At 60.9% G+C, this 15,864-nt stretch carries 13 protein-coding genes; 5 read left to right on the top strand and 8 right to left on the bottom strand.

The genetic code is table 11. From position 1 onward, the window contains the following. Nucleotides 1-5: 5 nt before the first annotated feature. The 4 genes from lspA to murJ form a co-directional block, all read right to left on the bottom strand. Nucleotides 6-515 (bottom strand): signal peptidase II, encoded by a 510-nt coding sequence (gene lspA, locus K5K89_RS04835; protein WP_222540959.1) that lies wholly within the window; start codon nucleotides 513-515, stop codon nucleotides 6-8. Continuing rightward, nucleotides 508-3,339, bottom strand: a complete 2,832-nt coding sequence (gene ileS / locus K5K89_RS04830) for an isoleucine--tRNA ligase (RefSeq protein ID WP_222540958.1) — start codon at nucleotides 3,337-3,339, stop codon at nucleotides 508-510. Before ileS ends, lspA begins: the two co-directional genes overlap by 8 nt. Nucleotides 3,340-3,353: 14 nt before the next feature. Continuing rightward, on the bottom strand, nucleotides 3,354-4,292 hold the full coding sequence (gene ribF, locus K5K89_RS04825; RefSeq protein WP_222540957.1) for a bifunctional riboflavin kinase/FAD synthetase: 939 nt from the start codon (nucleotides 4,290-4,292) through the stop codon (nucleotides 3,354-3,356). Between the two features lie 119 nt (nucleotides 4,293-4,411). Then, nucleotides 4,412-5,950: a murein biosynthesis integral membrane protein MurJ gene (gene murJ / locus K5K89_RS04820; protein WP_222540956.1), complete on the bottom strand. Its 1,539-nt coding sequence runs from the start codon at nucleotides 5,948-5,950 to the stop codon at nucleotides 4,412-4,414. Between the two features lie 253 nt (nucleotides 5,951-6,203). Here murJ and rpsT point away from each other — a divergent pair, with 253 nt between their 5' ends. Further along, the gene (gene rpsT / locus K5K89_RS04815; RefSeq protein WP_016976313.1) at nucleotides 6,204-6,482 is read left to right on the top strand and encodes a 30S ribosomal protein S20; all 279 of its coding nucleotides are present in this window, start codon (nucleotides 6,204-6,206) and stop codon (nucleotides 6,480-6,482) included. Nucleotides 6,483-6,658: 176 nt separating this feature from the next. Here the strand turns inward: rpsT and K5K89_RS04810 are convergent, their stop codons facing one another. Then, nucleotides 6,659-7,144 carry a peptidylprolyl isomerase gene (locus K5K89_RS04810; protein WP_027606858.1) on the bottom strand — a complete coding sequence of 162 codons (486 nt, stop codon included), beginning with the start codon at nucleotides 7,142-7,144 and terminating at the stop codon, nucleotides 6,659-6,661. On the opposite strand from K5K89_RS04810, the gene K5K89_RS04805 reads away from it, so the two are divergent. The 3 genes from K5K89_RS04805 (at nucleotide 7,143) to K5K89_RS04795 (ending at nucleotide 10,512) form a co-directional block, all read left to right on the top strand. Continuing rightward, nucleotides 7,143-7,433: a DUF3565 domain-containing protein gene (locus tag K5K89_RS04805; protein WP_071491065.1), complete on the top strand. Its 291-nt coding sequence runs from the start codon at nucleotides 7,143-7,145 to the stop codon at nucleotides 7,431-7,433. The two genes, K5K89_RS04810 and K5K89_RS04805, sit on opposite strands and share 2 nt — an antisense overlap. 79 nt (nucleotides 7,434-7,512) lie before the next feature. Then, a complete protein-coding gene (gene pta / locus K5K89_RS04800; protein WP_058423082.1) occupies nucleotides 7,513-9,612 on the top strand; it encodes a phosphate acetyltransferase in 2,100 nt (699 codons plus the stop codon). Next, the gene (locus K5K89_RS04795; RefSeq protein ID WP_222540955.1) at nucleotides 9,613-10,512 is read left to right on the top strand and encodes an acyltransferase; all 900 of its coding nucleotides are present in this window, start codon (nucleotides 9,613-9,615) and stop codon (nucleotides 10,510-10,512) included. A gap of 175 nt (nucleotides 10,513-10,687) precedes the next feature. Here the strand turns inward: K5K89_RS04795 and cysN are convergent, their stop codons facing one another. From cysN to K5K89_RS04780, 3 genes are all read right to left on the bottom strand, one after another. Continuing rightward, nucleotides 10,688-12,586 carry a sulfate adenylyltransferase subunit CysN gene (gene cysN, locus K5K89_RS04790; protein WP_222540954.1) on the bottom strand — a complete coding sequence of 633 codons (1,899 nt, stop codon included), beginning with the start codon at nucleotides 12,584-12,586 and terminating at the stop codon, nucleotides 10,688-10,690. A gap of 9 nt (nucleotides 12,587-12,595) precedes the next feature. Then, nucleotides 12,596-13,513, bottom strand: a complete 918-nt coding sequence (gene cysD / locus K5K89_RS04785) for a sulfate adenylyltransferase subunit CysD (RefSeq protein ID WP_005784641.1) — start codon at nucleotides 13,511-13,513, stop codon at nucleotides 12,596-12,598. Between the two features lie 257 nt (nucleotides 13,514-13,770). Next, nucleotides 13,771-14,529 (bottom strand): Nif3-like dinuclear metal center hexameric protein, encoded by a 759-nt coding sequence (locus tag K5K89_RS04780; RefSeq protein ID WP_071491061.1) that lies wholly within the window; start codon nucleotides 14,527-14,529, stop codon nucleotides 13,771-13,773. A 101-nt stretch (nucleotides 14,530-14,630) separates the two neighbouring features. Here K5K89_RS04780 and algW point away from each other — a divergent pair, with 101 nt between their 5' ends. Beyond that, the gene (gene algW / locus K5K89_RS04775; RefSeq protein ID WP_071491060.1) at nucleotides 14,631-15,785 is read left to right on the top strand and encodes a Do family serine endopeptidase AlgW; all 1,155 of its coding nucleotides are present in this window, start codon (nucleotides 14,631-14,633) and stop codon (nucleotides 15,783-15,785) included. The last annotated feature ends 79 nt before the right edge of the window (nucleotides 15,786-15,864 follow it).

Here is a 15,864-nt window from a genome sequence, read left to right as displayed (position 1 = left end):
CCTGATCAGTCATTGACGGTCTCTCCGGTTTTCTTGCTTTTGAACATATCCAGCGCCAGCATGATTGCACCGACGGTGATGGCGCTGTCGGCGAAGTTGAACGCCGGGAAGTAATGGCGGTTCTGCCAATGCACCAGGATGAAGTCGATCACATGGCCCAGGGCAATGCGGTCATACAGGTTGCCGAGCGCGCCGCCCAACACCAGGGCCAGGGCGACGGCCAGCCAGGTGTCATCGCGACCCAGGCGCTTGAGCCACACCACCAGCACCGCACTGACCACCACGGCGATCAGGGCAAACAGCCAGCGCTGCCAGCCACCGCTGTCAGCCAGGAAGCTGAAGGCGGCGCCGGTGTTGTAGGCCAGGGTCCAGCTGAAGTAATCCGGGATCACCACGATTTGCTGGAACATCTGCAGGGAGCCTTCGAAATGAGCCTTGCTGACCTGGTCGATGACCAGGACCAGCACACTCAGTACGAGCCAGCCCAGACGTCCGAAACGACTGGCGTTAGGCATAGTGGCGAACCTCGCCAGCGCCCGAGATATTGTCGACGCAACGACCGCAGATTTCCGGATGCTCAGGGTTCACGCCAACGTCCTCACGGCAGTGCCAGCAACGGGCGCATTTAGGGAAGGCCGACTTGACGACTTTGAGCTTGAGGCCCGGCACTTCGGTGGCAACCGCGTCCGCCGGGGCCTGGGCGAATGGCGCCAGGCTCGCGGTTGAAGTGATCAGCACGAAACGCAGTTCGTTGCTCAGCTTGGCCAGGTCGGCGGTGAGACCGTCTTCGGCAAACAGGGTGACTTCGGCTTGCAGGTTGCCACCGACGGCCTTGGCCGCACGCTGTACTTCCAGCTCCTTGTTCACCGCAACCTTCACGGCCATCACGCCTTCCCAGTACTCGCGGCCCAGTTCGAAGTCGGCTGGCAGTTCGGTCAGGCCTTCGTACCAGGTATTGAGCATCACCGACTCATTGCGCTCGCCCGGCAGGTATTCCCACAGTTCGTCGGCGGTGAATGCCAGGATCGGCGCGATCCAGCGCACCAGCGCTTCGCTGATGTGATACAGCGCGGTTTGCGCCGACCGGCGCGCCTTGCTGTTGGCGCCGGTGGTGTACTGGCGGTCCTTGATGATGTCGAGGTAGAAACCACCCAACTCCTGCACGCAGAAGTTGTGGATCTTCGAGTAGACGTTCCAGAAACGGTATTCGCCGTAGTTTTCCTGCAACTCGCGTTGCAGCAACAGGGTACGGTCCACCGCCCAACGGTCCAGAGCAAGCATATCCTCGGCCGCCAGGCGGTCGGTGGCCGGGTTGAAACCGGTCAGGTTCGACAACAGGAAGCGCGCGGTATTACGGATACGACGGTAGGCATCGGCGCTGCGAGCCAGGATCTGGTCCGACACGGCGATCTCGCCCGAATAGTCGGTCGACGCGACCCACAGACGCATGATGTCGGCGCCCAGGGTGTCGTTGATCTTTTTCGGCTCGATCACGTTCTTCAGCGACTTGGACATCTTGCGGCCCGTCTCGTCGACGGTGAAGCCGTGGGTCAGCAGTTCGCGGTACGGCGCATGGTTGTCGATGGCGCAACCGGTCAGCAGCGACGAGTGGAACCACCCGCGGTGTTGGTCCGAACCTTCCAGGTACAGGTCGGCACGCGGGCCGGTTTCGTGCCCCATCGGGTGCGAGCCGCGCAGCACATGCCAGTGAGTGGTGCCCGAGTCGAACCACACGTCGAGGGTGTCGCTGATCTTGTCGTACTGCGGCGCTTCATCGCCCAGCAGTTCGGCGGCGTCCAGCTTGAACCAGGCTTCGATACCTTCCTGTTCGACGCGCTGGGCCACTTGTTCCATCAACTCGACGGTGCGTGGGTGCAGCTCGCCGCTTTCCTTGTTCAGGAAGAACGGGATCGGCACGCCCCAGTTACGCTGGCGCGAGATACACCAGTCAGGGCGGTTGGCGATCATCGAGTGCAGGCGCGCCTGGCCCCAGGCCGGGACGAACTTGGTGTCTTCGATGGCCTTGAGCGAGCGGACACGCAGGGTGTCGCCACTGACCGGCTCTTTGTCCATGCCGATGAACCACTGCGCGGTGGCGCGGTAGATCAGCGGGGTCTTGTGCCGCCAGCAGTGCATATAGCTGTGCTTGATGGTTTCGGTGTGCAGCAGCGAGCCGACTTCCGACAGTTTTTCGATGATCGAATCGTTTGCCTTGAAAATGAACTGGCCGCCGAAGAACTCCAGCGACGGTGCGTACACGCCGTTGCTCTGCACCGGGTTCAGGATGTCATCGTTGACCATGCCGTAGGCTTTGCAGGTCACGAAGTCGTCCACGCCATAAGCAGGCGCGGAGTGAACGATGCCGGTGCCGGCGCCCAGTTCAACGTAGTCCGCCAGGTAAACTGGAGACAGACGGTCATAGAACGGGTGACGGAAATTGATCAGTTCCAACGCGGAGCCGGTGGTGGTGGCGATGACCGACCCTTGCAGCTCGTAGCGGGCCAGGCAGGCTTCGACCATTTCTTCGGCCAGCACCAGCAGGCGGTCACCGACGTCCACCAGGGCGTAGGTGAATTCCGGGTGCACGTTCAGCGCCTGGTTGGCCGGGATGGTCCACGGGGTGGTGGTCCAGATCACGATGGCGGCTGGCTTGGCCAGCGAAGACAGACCAAAGGCCTCGGCCAGCTTGGCGTCGTCGGCGATCGGGAAGGCCACGTCGATGGTCGAGGACTTCTTGTCTTCGTACTCGACTTCCGCTTCAGCCAGGGCCGAACCACAGTCGAAGCACCAGTTCACGGGCTTGAGGCCCTTGAACACGAAACCGCCCTTGACGATTTCGGCCAAGGCGCGGATTTCACCGGCCTCGTTCTTGAAGTTCATGGTCTTGTAGGGGTTATCCCACTCGCCGAGCACGCCCAGGCGGATGAACTCGGACTTCTGTCCTTCGATCTGCTCGGTGGCGTAGGCACGGCACAGTTCGCGGGTTTTATCCGCGCCCAGGTTCTTGCCGTAGGTCACTTCGACTTTGTGTTCGATCGGCAGGCCGTGGCAGTCCCAACCCGGGACATAAGGCGCGTCGAAGCCCGACAGGGTTTTCGAACGCAGGATCATGTCCTTGAGAATCTTGTTCAGCGCATGACCGATGTGAATCGTGCCGTTGGCATAAGGAGGGCCGTCGTGCAGGACGAATTTCGGACGATCCTTGCCAATCTCGCGCAACTTTCCGTACAGGCCAATACTGTCCCAGCGCTGCAGGATCTGCGGTTCGCGCTGTGGCAGGCCGGCCTTCATTGGGAAGGCGGTGTCCGGAAGGTTTAGCGTGGCTTTATAGTCGGTCATTTAAGGCTCTTCGGTTAGCGATGGGCGCTAGGTGCGGCTAGTGCACGGGCGGCGGCGACATCCGCATTGATCGCCGTTTTCAACGCCTCAAGGGAGGCAAAACGCTGCTCTTCACGCAGCTTTTGGTGGAAAACCACCATCAAACGCCGGTCATACAGATCACCGGCAAAATCCAGCAGGTGTACTTCCAGGTGGGCCTTGCCATCACCTGCAACCGTGGGCCTGACGCCTATGTTGGCGACTCCCGGCCACGATTGGCCGTCGATGTCGACGCTCACCAGGTAAACCCCGGTCAGCGGCACACGACGGCGCTTGAGTTGCACGTTGGCGGTTGGCGTGCCCAGTTGGCGCGCCAGCTTCTGGCCGTGCAGGACCCGTCCGGCAATGCGGAACGGACGACCGAGCAAACGCTCGGCCAAGGCGAAGTCGGCAGCGGCCAGTGCGTTACGCACCTGGGTACTGCTCACGCGCAGGCCGTCCAATTCGACGGTTTGCGCGGCTTCGACGGTAAAACCCTGGTTGACGCCGGCTTGTTGCAGGAAATCGAAATCCCCGACGCGGTCGCAACCGAAACGGAAGTCGTCGCCGACCTCCAGATGCTGTACGCCCAGGCCATCGACCAGGATGCGGTCGACGAACTCGGCCGCACTGAGGCTTTGCAAACGCTGGTTGAAAGCCAGGCAGAGGACGCGGTCCACGCCCTCTTCAGCCAGCAACTGCAGCTTGTCGCGCAGACGGGCCAGGCGTGCCGGCGCAGTCTCGGGCGTAAAGTATTCGCGCGGCTGCGGCTCGAAAATCACCACGCAGCTGGGCACGCCCAACTCGACCGCACGTTCGCGCAGCCGGGCCAGGATAGCCTGGTGGCCACGGTGAACACCGTCAAAGTTGCCAATAGTGGCGACGCAGCCCCGATGCTCGGGGCGCAGGTTGTGGAGACCTCGAACCAGCTGCATAACGCGCTTCTTGCTCATAAAGTGGTCGATTATAACCACACCCGGCCCCGGACGACAGGCAACTGAACAGGCCAAATGGGTCGAATCGATAAAACAACCGTTTTATCGCGGCAAACTCTCTAACCCAGGGACTTGCGATTGAAATCCCGCAGGCGGAAGCCTTGCAGCAGCAACATCCCGAAGTACACCACCACACCGGCAACGACCAGCGCACCCAGGCGCAGGAAGCGCTCCAGCATATGGCCCTCATCCCAAGCGGGCATGAAGTGCATCAACCCCAGCAACACGGCCGACATCGCCCCGACCGCCACCAGCAGCTTGAAGGTGAACAGACCCCAGCCGGCCTGTGGCTGGAACATCTGCTGCTTGCGCAACTGGTAAAACAAAAGCCCTGCGTTGATGCACGCGCCCGCACTGATGGCCAAGGCCAGGCCGGCATGGGCCAGCGGACCGATAAACACCAGGTTGAGCAGTTGCGTGACGATCAGCGTGAAAATCGCGATTTTCACTGGAGTACGGATGTTTTGCTGGGCGTAGAAGCCTGGGGCGAGCACTTTGATCACGATGATGCCGAGCAAGCCGACGGAATAGGCGACCAAGGCATGTTGCGTCATCAGTGCGTCGTGGGCATCGAATTGGCCGTATTGAAACAGTGACACAGTCAGCGGCTCAGCCAGGATCCCCAGGGCCAGTGCGCACGGCAACACCAGCACGAAGCACAGGCGCAGGCCCCAATCAAGGATGCGCGAGTATTCCTGGCGGTCCTTGCTGGCGTAGGTGCGCGACAGGGTCGGCAACAAAATCGTGCCCAAGGCCACGCCGAGCACGCCGGACGGCAGCTCCATCAGGCGGTCGGCGTAGTACATCCACGACACCGAGCCCGATACCAGCAGCGAGGCGAACGCCGTGTTGATGATCAGGGAAATCTGGCTCACGGAAACACCCAGGATCGCCGGCAGCATATTGCGCATCACGCGCCATACGCCAGTGTCCTTGAGGTTCAGGCGTGGCAATACGAGCATGCCGATCTTTTTCAGGTGTGGCAGTTGGTAGAGCAGTTGCGCCAGGCCACCGGCCAATACGGCCCAGCCGAGCGCCATCACTGGCGGGTCGAAGTACGGCGTGAGAAACAGCGCGAAGATGATCATGCTGACGTTCAGCAGGGTCGGCACGAAGGCTGGCACCGAGAAGCGGTTCCAGGTATTGAGGATCGCCCCGGCCAGGGATGACAGGGAGATCAGCAATATATAAGGAAAGGTTACTCGCAGCAGATCAGTGGTGAGCGCGAATTTTTCCGGGGTATTGGCAAAACCGGGGGCCGTGGCCCAGATCACCCAGGGGGCGGCGAGCATGCCAAGGATGGTCACCAGCATCAGCACCAGGGTCAACAGGCCGCAAACGTAGGCGATGAAGGTGCGGGTGGCTTCTTCGCCTTGCTGGGTCTTGTACTCGGCCAGGATCGGCACGAACGCCTGGGAGAACGCACCTTCAGCGAAGATCCGCCGCAGCAGGTTGGGCAATTTAAACGCAATAAAGAAGGCATCCGTGGCCATGCTGGCGCCAAAAATGCGCGCCAGCAGGGTGTCACGCACAAACCCCAAGACCCGGGAGATCATCGTGATAGAGCTGACGGCGGCCAACGATTTGAGCAGATTCATTGAAAGAGTTTGCGCCTTTAGATAAAGAGCAGGCGTACAAAGCGCCCACTTATGCGATACTGCGCGCCTGCAACAGCACAGAGCCAAAGCTCGCGAGTTTACAGGTCAAGCGCCGGAAATAAATCACCCGCCTCTTCAGATCGACCACTCAGCAGTTCGCATCAGCCGCCCTTGACAACCCATCAAGTCATCGGCATGATTCGCGGCCTATTTTGTTTGCTATTTCCTAAAAAGTCTTTCGAGGAGCTCGACGGTGGCCAACACACCTTCCGCCAAAAAACGTGCAAAACAGGCTGAGAAGCGTCGCAGCCACAACGCCAGCCTGCGTTCCATGGTTCGTACCTACATCAAGAATGTAGTTAAAGCCATCGACACCAAAGACGCTGAAAAAGCCCAAGCTGCTTACGTTCTGGCTGTGCCAGTTATCGACCGTATGGCCGATAAAGGCATCATCCACAAGAACAAGGCCGCTCGCCATAAGAGCCGCCTGAATGGCCACATCAAGGCTCTGAGCGTTGCTGCTGCAGCCTAAGTGGTAACAACTGCCACGCGGCCCCGGTTGCGAAACAGTTAAGAAATGCCCCGTACCGAAAGGTCCGGGGCATTTTTGTTGTGGGAGGTGGCAAGCCCCCTCCCACATTTTTTCAAGCGCAAAAAAACGCCCCGAACCAGTCGGGGCGTTTTTGCTACCGATTGATCAAACCACAATCAATGGTGGTGACCGCCTTCACCGTGAACGTGGCCGTGAGCCACTTCTTCCTGGGAAGCGTCGCGGATGGCAACGATCTTCACTTGGAAGTTCAGGCGCTGACCAGCCAGCGGGTGGTTGCCGTCGACGGTGACGTCGTCGCCGTCCAGATCACGGATGGTGACGATCTGCATTTGGCCGTCCGGCGCGGAAGCGTGGAACTGCATGCCCACTTCCAGCTCGTCGACACCTTCGAACATGCTGCGGCTCAGGGTGCTGACCAGTTCGGCCGAGTACTCGCCGTAGGCATCTTCAGGTTCTACGGCAACGGTCAGCTCATCACCGACGCTCTTGCCTTCCAGGGCCTTTTCCAGGCCTGGGATGATGTTACCTGCGCCTTGCAGGTAGACCAGCGGCGCGCCGCCGGCTGAGCTGTCGATGACCTCACCAGCGTCGTTGGTCAGGGTATAGTCGATGGAGACAGCCTTGTTAGCGGCGATCGTCATGGGGCGAGACCTTTTGCATAAGAATGAAGAACGGACAAGTCTAAACAAGGATTTGCCCGAAAGCGAACAGAACCCGGACAGACGGGGCCGATCAACGGCATCCTTCATCATCGGGTTCCACCAGGACGACGACCAGCACTGGGTTGCCGAGCTGTCCTGTGGCCACACCCAGCACCTGCGCCACCAGCCGCCGTGGCAGTCACGCGCCTGGGTGCTGGACCCCGTGCAACGTATTGAAAAAATAGGCCAGCCCTTTGCCTGCGGCTGGTGTGCGCGGGAGCGCGAATAACGATAACCTTGGCGCCTGATTCGCGGTAGACGCTCAGCCATAGAGCGCCACCCAAGCCATGCACCTCCAGAGAATCCGCATGCAGACTTTTTTTATCGCGCCCACCGATTTTGGTGTGGGTCTGACCTCCATCAGCCTTGGGCTGGTGCGTACCCTTGAACGGGCCGGGCTGAAAGTCGGTTTTTTCAAGCCGATTGCCCAGCCGCACCCCGGCGACACCGGCCCCGAGCGCTCCACCGAACTGATAGCGCGCACTCACGGCCTCAAGCCGCCGCAGCCGCTGGGCCTGGCCCACGTAGAGCGCATGCTCGGCGACGGCCAGCTCGACGAGTTGCTCGAAGAGATCATCACGCTGTACCAGCAAGCCGCCGTGGGCAAGGACGTATTGATCGTCGAAGGCATGGTGCCCACCCGCAGCGCCAGCTATGCGGCGCGGGTCAACCTGCACCTGGCCAAGAGCCTGGATGCGGAAGTGATCCTGGTGTCTGCCCCGGAAAACGAGGTGCTCACCGAACTCTCAGGTCGCGTGGAATTGCAGGCCCAACTGTTCGGCGGCCCGAAAGACCCGAAAGTGCTCGGCGTGATCCTCAACAAAGTGCGCACCGACGAAAGCATGGAAGCCTTCTCGGCTCGCCTGAAAGAACATTCGCCGCTGTTGCGCAGCGGTGATTTCCGCCTGCTGGGCTGCATTCCCTATCAACCGGAACTCAACGCACCGCGTACCCGCGACGTGGCCGACCTGATGGGCGCGCAGATCCTCAACGCTGGCGACTACGAAACCCGGCGCATGACCAAGATCATCATTTGCGCGCGCACCATGCGCAACACCGTGGAGCTGCTCAAGCCCGGCGTGCTGGTGGTGACCCCCGGCGACCGCGACGACATCATCCTCGCCGTCAGCCTGGCCGCGATCAACGGCGTCCCCCTGGCCGGCCTGCTGCTGACCAGCGACACCCTGCCCGACCCACGCATCATGGAGCTGTGCCGTGGCGCGTTCCAGGCCGGGCTACCGGTGCTGTCGGTGAGTACCGGCTCCTACGACACCGCCAACCAGCTCAACAGCCTCAACAAGGAAATCCCGATTGATGACCGCGAGCGCGCGGAAATCATCACGGATTTCGTCGCCAGCCACCTCGATGCGCGCTGGCTGCACCAACGTTGCGGCACACCACGGGAAATGCGCCTGTCGCCGGCGGTGTTCCGCTACCAGCTGATCCAGCGCGCCCAGGCTGCCAACAAACGCATCGTGTTGCCCGAAGGCAGCGAGCCGCTGACCGTGCAAGCCGCCGCGATCTGCCAGGCACGGGGCATTGCCCGGTGCGTGCTGCTGGCCAAGCCGGCTGATGTGGAAGCGGTTGCCCGCGCCCAGGGCATCGAATTGCCCGAAGGCCTGGAGATTCTCGACCCGGACCTGATCCGCCAACGCTATGTCGAGCCGATGGTGGCGCTGCGCAAGAGCAAAAGCCTCAACGCCCCCATGGCTGAGCAACAGCTGGAAGACACCGTGGTGATCGCCACCATGATGCTCGCACTGGATGAGGTGGACGGCCTGGTGTCTGGCGTCATTCACTCCACCGCCAACACCATCCGCCCTGCCCTGCAGCTGATCAAGACCGCACCGGGCTGCACCCTGGTGTCATCGGTGTTCTTCATGCTGTTCCCCGAGCAGGTGCTGGTGTACGGCGACTGCGTGATGAACCCGCACCCGAGCGCCGCCGAACTGGCGGAGATCGCCCTGCAAAGCGCTGACTCGGCGGCTGCGTTCGGCATCACCCCGCGCGTGGCGATGATCAGCTATTCCAGCGGCGATTCGGCCAGCGGCGAGGAAGTGGAAAAAGTCCGCGAAGCTACCCTGCTCGCCCACGAACAGCAAAGCTCGCTGCTGATCGACGGCCCGTTGCAATACGACGCCGCCGCCAACGAAAACGTGGCCCGGCAATTGGCCCCCAACAGCCAGGTCGCCGGCAAGGCCACAGTGTTTGTGTTCCCCGACCTGAACACCGGCAACACCACGCACAAGGCCGTGCAGCGCAGTGCCGATTGCGTGAGCCTGGGGCCGATGCTCCAGGGCCTGCGCAAACCGGTCAACGACCTGCCGCGCGGCGCCCAGGTGGACGACATCGTGTACACCATCGCACTGACTGCGATCCAAGCCGCCAACCGACCTATGGATATCTAAATGCTGGATTTTCTACCTGCCGCCGTGCGCGGGGTGATCGCGTCGCTGTTGTTGGCGCTGAATACGATCCTGTTGTGTTCGTTCCTGTTTATCGTGGCGTTGTTCAAGGCCTTGCCGTTTGCCAAGCGCTTCAGCGAATGGCTGATGAACCACACCCATGAGGCCTGGGTGACCAACAACAAGGGCTGGATGAACCTGGTACGGCGCACCCGCTGGCACATCACCGGGCTGGAAGGGCTGGACTACCAGCACTCGTACCTGGTGACCAGCAACCACCAGAGCTGGGTCGACATCATGGTGCTGCAATACGTGCTGAACCGGCGGATTCGCCCACTGAAGTTCTTCCTCAAGCAGGAGCTGATCTGGGTGCCGGTAATTGGCCTGGCGTGGTGGGCGCTGGGCTTCCCGTTCATGAAGCGCTACACCAAGGCCTACCTGGAAAAACACCCGGAAAAGAAAGGCAAGGACCTGGAAACCACCCGCAAGACCTGTGCGAAGTTTCGCGACAACCCGGTGGGTATTTTCAACTTTGCCGAGGGCACACGGTTTACTGCCGGTAAACATGCCCAGCAGAAATCGCCGTTCCGCTACCTGCTCAAGCCCAAGGCCGGAGGCATCGCGTTTGTGCTGGATGCCATGGGGGAGCAGTTGAAGTCACTGGTGAACGTGACCATTCACTACCCGGCTGGGCGCCCAGGTTATTGGGATTTGCTGTGCGGGAATGTGCGGGACGTGGTGGTGCAGTTTGAAGAGGTGCAGATCCCGGCCGAATTCATTGGCAAGAATTATGAGCAGGATGGGGATTATCGGTTGGCGTTCCAGGGGTGGATCAATCGGTTGTGGGAAGACAAGGACCAACTGCTGGAAAAGCTGCACAAAGACTTCCCAGGTAAACAGTGATCAAAATGTGGGAGCTGGCTTGCCTGCGAAAGCGGTGGACCTGTTGTAAATATATCAACTGGCAGACCGCTATCGCAGGCAAGCCGGCTCCCACATTGGCAGTGTGCACATTTGTTAATATGTAAAAAGCCCGCCACCGATCACTCGGTGGCGGGCTTTTTTGTGGCCGCGAGGGTTAGATCACGCCGCGCTGGCGCAACAGCTCCAGCACTTGCTTGACGCTCTCTTCCAGCGACAGGGCCTGGGTGTCGATGACCAAATCGGCATTCAACGGCACGTCGTACGGGAAGGACTCGCCAGGGATGTTATCCCCACCAGCAGCGTACAGCCCCTGCGGATCACGCTCGGCGCACACCAGTGGCGAGGCCTGCACATAGACAGTCAGCAGGCGATCGTCGCCGATCAACGCCTTGGCCTGTGCACGGCCTTCGGCATCCGGCGCAACGAACGCAGCCAGGGTCAGCAGGCCCGCTTCGTTGAACTGACGCGCCACATGCGCGGCACGACGCCAGTTCTCGGTGCGACCGGCACGGTCCTGCGGCAAGCCCTTGTTCAGGTCGTGGCGCAGGTTCTGGCCATCCAGCACGAACACCGCACGCCCCATGTCGAACAGCTTGCGCTCGACCGCATAGGCCAGGGTGCTCTTGCCGGCGCCAGACAGGCCGCTGAACAGCACGGTCGCCGGTTGCTGGCCGAAGCGCAGTGCGCGCTCCTCGGTGGCGACATGCGCGAGGCTGCCGTGTTGCGCAGAGCCGCCATGATTGACCGGCGGCGCGATGATCATGCCCGCAGCCACCGTGCCATTGGTCAGGCGGTCGATAACAATGAACGCGCCAGTGGTGCGGTTGCTGTCGTAGCCGTCCAGGGCGATGGCCGCGTCAAGGCTGACCTTGACCCGGCCGATCTCGTTCAACTGCAACGAACTCGCCGGGCCTTCAGCCAGGGTGTTCACGTCCACGCGATGCACGATGCTGGTGATGGAACCCGGCACGTAGCTGGTGGCGCGCTTGATGTCGTATTTCTTGCCCGGCAGCATCGGTTCTTCGGCCATCCACACCAGCATGGCGTCGAAGGCGTCGGTCACTTGCGGCACGTTGTCGGCATGCACCAGCAGGTCGCCACGGGAGATGTCGATCTCGTCTTCCATGGTCAGCGTCACCGCTTGACCAGGGCCGGCGTGCTCCAGCTCACCTTCGAAGGTGACGATGGATTTGACGCGGCTGCTCTTGCCCGACGGCAGCACCACGACTTCATCGCCCTTGTGCACGATGCCGCTGGCCAGGGTGCCGGCGAAACCACGGAAGTTCAGGTTCGGACGGTTGACGTACTGCACCGGGAAACGCAGGTCGGTGTAGTTGCGATCGTTGGCGATCTCGACGGTTTCGAGGATCTCCATCAGCGACTGGCCGGTATACCAGGGCGAACGCTCGCTCTTGTTCACCACGTTGTCACCCTTGAGCGCCGACATCGGCACAAAGGCCAGGGTGCTCGGCTTGAAGGCGATACCGTCGGCGAACTTCAGGTAATCGGCCTTGATCTGCTCGAATACGCTTTGGTCGAAGCCATTGATGTCCATCTTGTTGACGGCCACCACGATGTGCTTGATGCCCAGCAACGAGGCAATGAAGCTGTGACGACGGGTCTGGGTCTGCACGCCATAGCGCGCGTCGATCAGGATGATCGCCAGGTCACAGGTGGAGGCACCGGTGGCCATGTTGCGGGTGTACTGCTCATGGCCGGGGGTGTCGGCGATGATGAATTTGCGCTTGGCGGTGGAGAAGTAGCGGTAGGCGACATCGATGGTGATGCCCTGCTCCCGCTCGGCCTGCAGACCGTCGACCAGCAAGGCCAGGTCGATGTCGTCACCGGTGGTGCCGGATTTCTTCGAATCGCGGGTGATGGCTTCCAGGTGATCTTCGTAGATCATCTTGGAGTCGTGCAGCAGGCGTCCGATCAAGGTGCTCTTGCCGTCGTCGACGTTGCCACAGGTCAGGAAGCGCAACATTTCCTTGCGCTCGTGCTGGCCCAGGTAGGCGAGGATGTCCTCGCTGATCAAATCAGATACATGCGACATGACAGCCCCTTAGAAATAGCCTTGACGTTTTTTATCTTCCATCGAGCCTGCGCCATCGTGGTCGATGACACGGCCCTGGCGCTCGGAAGTTCGCGTCAGGAGCATTTCCTGAATGATGTCCGTCAGCGTTTCGGCTTCGGACTCCACCGCGCCCGTCAACGGGTAGCAGCCAAGGGTACGGAAACGTACTTTCTTTTTGACGATTCGGGCTTTGTCTTCGTCGGACAGGTGCTCGAGGATGCGGTCGTCGTCAATCATGATCAACGTGCCGTTCTTTTCGATCACTTCACGTTCGGCGGCGAAGTACAGCGGCACGATTGGAATGCCTTCCAGGTAGATGTATTGCCAGATGTCCAGCTCGGTCCAGTTGGACAGCGGAAACACGCGGATCGACTCGCCCTTGTTGACGTTGCCGTTGTAGACGTTCCACAGCTCGGGGCGCTGGTTCTTCGGGTCCCAGCGGTGTTTGCTGTCGCGGAACGAGTACACGCGCTCTTTGGCGCGGGATTTCTCTTCATCGCGACGGGCACCGCCAAAGGCTGCGTCGAAACCATGCTTGTCCAGGGCCTGCTTGAGGCCTTCGGTCTTCATGATGTCGGTGTGCTTGGCGCTGCCGTGGGTGAACGGATTGATGCCCTGCGCCACGCCGTCCGGGTTGACGTGGGTGATCAGGTCCAGGCCCAGTTCTTCGACCATCTTGTCGCGGAACTTGTACATCTCCTGGAATTTCCAGCGGGTGTCGACGTGCATCACCGGGAACGGCAGCTTGCCCGGGAAGAAGGCTTTGCGCGCCAGGTGCAGCATCACGGCGGAGTCTTTACCGATCGAGTAGAGCATCACCGGGTTGTCGAACTCGGCGGCGACCTCGCGGATGATGTGGATGCTTTCCGCCTCCAGCTGTTTCAGATGCGTCAGTTTGTCGACCATGGTTACTCACGGAAAAACGATCTTATGGACGGCCAGCGGGCCGTGTTCGAGCGGGGCATGCTAGCACAGCACCTGCTTCTATTCAGGGAGCCAGCTAGATCGAAACGGTATATGGATATACCACGGAGTTTGGGGTTAATCGCGGTCAAGTGTGGGAGGGGGCTTGCCCCCGATAGCGATGTGTCAGTCACTGCATGAGTAGCTGATCCACCGCCATCGGGGGCAAGCCCCCTCCCACATTTGTTCGGTGGTGTTTGTTAGATTGGGTTGGGGCAGTCGATAAACAAATGCTCCAACGCGAAGCGCCGCGCCAGGTAATCGCCCAGCGCCTGTACGCCGTAGCGCTCAGTGGCATGGTGACCGGCGGCGATGAAGCTGATGTCGTTTTCGCGGGCGCTGTGGAAGGTTTGCTCGGAAGCCTCGCCGCTGAGGAACAGGTCGACACCGGCCGCAATCGCGTCGTCGATGTAGCCCTGGCCACCACCGGTGCACCAGCCGACGCGGCGGATCATCTCGCTACCTTCGATCAGCAACGGCTCGCGGCCCATGACGTCCTGCACGCGGCGTGCAAAGTCGCGGGGCGACAGGGGCTCGGCGAGCGAGCCGACCAGCCCGACGATTTTGGGATTGTCCGGGTCCAGCGGACCCTCGACGGTAATGTCCAGTTGACGGGCCAACTGCACGTTGTTGCCGACCTCGGGGTGCAGGTCCAGCGGCAGGTGGTAGGCCAGCAGGCTGATGTCATGCTTGAGCAACGTCTTCAGGCGGCGCTGCTTCATGCCAGTGATGCAAGGGTTTTCGCCTTTCCAGAAGTAACCGTGGTGCACCAGGACCAGATCAGCCTGGGCTTCGACGGCCGCGTCCAACAGGGCCTGGCTGGCGGTCACGCCGCTGACGATGCGCATGACCTGGGGCCGGCCCTCGACCTGCAGGCCATTGGGGCAGTAGTCGGCAATTTTCGCGCTGCCGAGGTAGCGGTCTGCTTCCTCGACGAGGGTGGTAAGGGGGACGGCCATAAAAGACTCCTAAATATCCGGTTCGCAGGCGTCACAGCCTCGTATAATGCGCGACATTATGGGCGCTCTCCCGCCCCCTGCAACCTGTCAGGACTTACTTGATGCTCAAGGCGCTGCGTTTTTTTGGATGGCCATTGCTGGCTGGCGTGCTGATCGCGATGCTGATTATTCAGCGTTACCCCGGGCTGGTGGGTCTGCCCAGCCTGGATGTGAACCTGCAACAGGCGCCGCAAAGCAACTCGGTGGTGCAAGGCCCGGTGACCTACGCCGATGCCGTGGTGATCGCCGCTCCTGCCGTGGTCAACCTGTACACCACTAAAGTCATCAACAAACCGGCCCATCCACTGTTTGAAGACCCGCAGTTCCGCCGTTACTTCGGTGACAACGGGCCCAAGCAGCGTCGCATGGAATCCAGCCTGGGTTCCGGGGTGATCATGAGCCCCGAAGGTTACATCCTCACCAATAACCACGTGACCACTGGCGCCGACCAGATTGTGGTGGCCCTGCGTGACGGCCGCGAAACCCTGGCCCGCGTAGTGGGCAGCGACCCGGAAACCGACCTCGCGGTACTGAAGATCGACCTGAAGAGCCTGCCGTCCATCACCCTCGGCCGTTCCGACGGTTTGCGCGTGGGTGACGTGGCGCTGGCCATCGGCAACCCGTTCGGCGTAGGCCAGACCGTGACCATGGGCATTATCAGCGCTACCGGGCGCAACCAGTTGGGCCTCAACAGCTACGAAGACTTCATCCAGACCGACGCCGCGATCAACCCAGGTAACTCCGGCGGCGCATTGGTGGACGCCAATGGCAACCTGACGGGCATCAATACGGCAATCTTTTCCAAGTCCGGCGGCTCCCAGGGCATCGGGTTTGCGATCCCGGTGAAGTTGGCGATGGAGGTGATGAAGTCGATCATCGAGCATGGCCAGGTGATTCGCGGCTGGCTGGGGATTGAAGTACAACCATTGACCAAGGAACTGGCCGAGTCGTTTGGCTTGACCGGACGCCCAGGCATCGTGGTCGCCGGGATCTTCCGCGATGGCCCCGCACAGAAAGCCGGCCTGCAACTGGGGGATGTGATCCTCAGCATCAACGGCGAACCGGCCGGTGATGGCCGCAAGTCGATGAACCAAGTGGCGCGGATCAAGCCGACCGACAAGGTGGCGATCCAGGTCATGCGCAACGGCAAAGAGATCAAGCTGCTGGCGGAAATCGGGCTGCGTCCGCCGCCTGCGCCGGTCAAGGAAGAGCAATAAGCCACCTTGAACAGGTGCCCGCTCTCGGGCACCTGTAAACGGATATTTCAAAGCAATTCATTCTCATTAGACATGTTAT

It is taken from the genome of Pseudomonas sp. DR208 (genome assembly GCF_019823005.1).
GTDB classification, from domain to species: Bacteria; Pseudomonadota; Gammaproteobacteria; order Pseudomonadales; family Pseudomonadaceae; genus Aquipseudomonas; species Aquipseudomonas extremorientalis.
The sequence above is the reverse complement of the archived record's forward strand: the minus strand, read 5'-3'. Positions and strand labels throughout refer to the sequence as shown.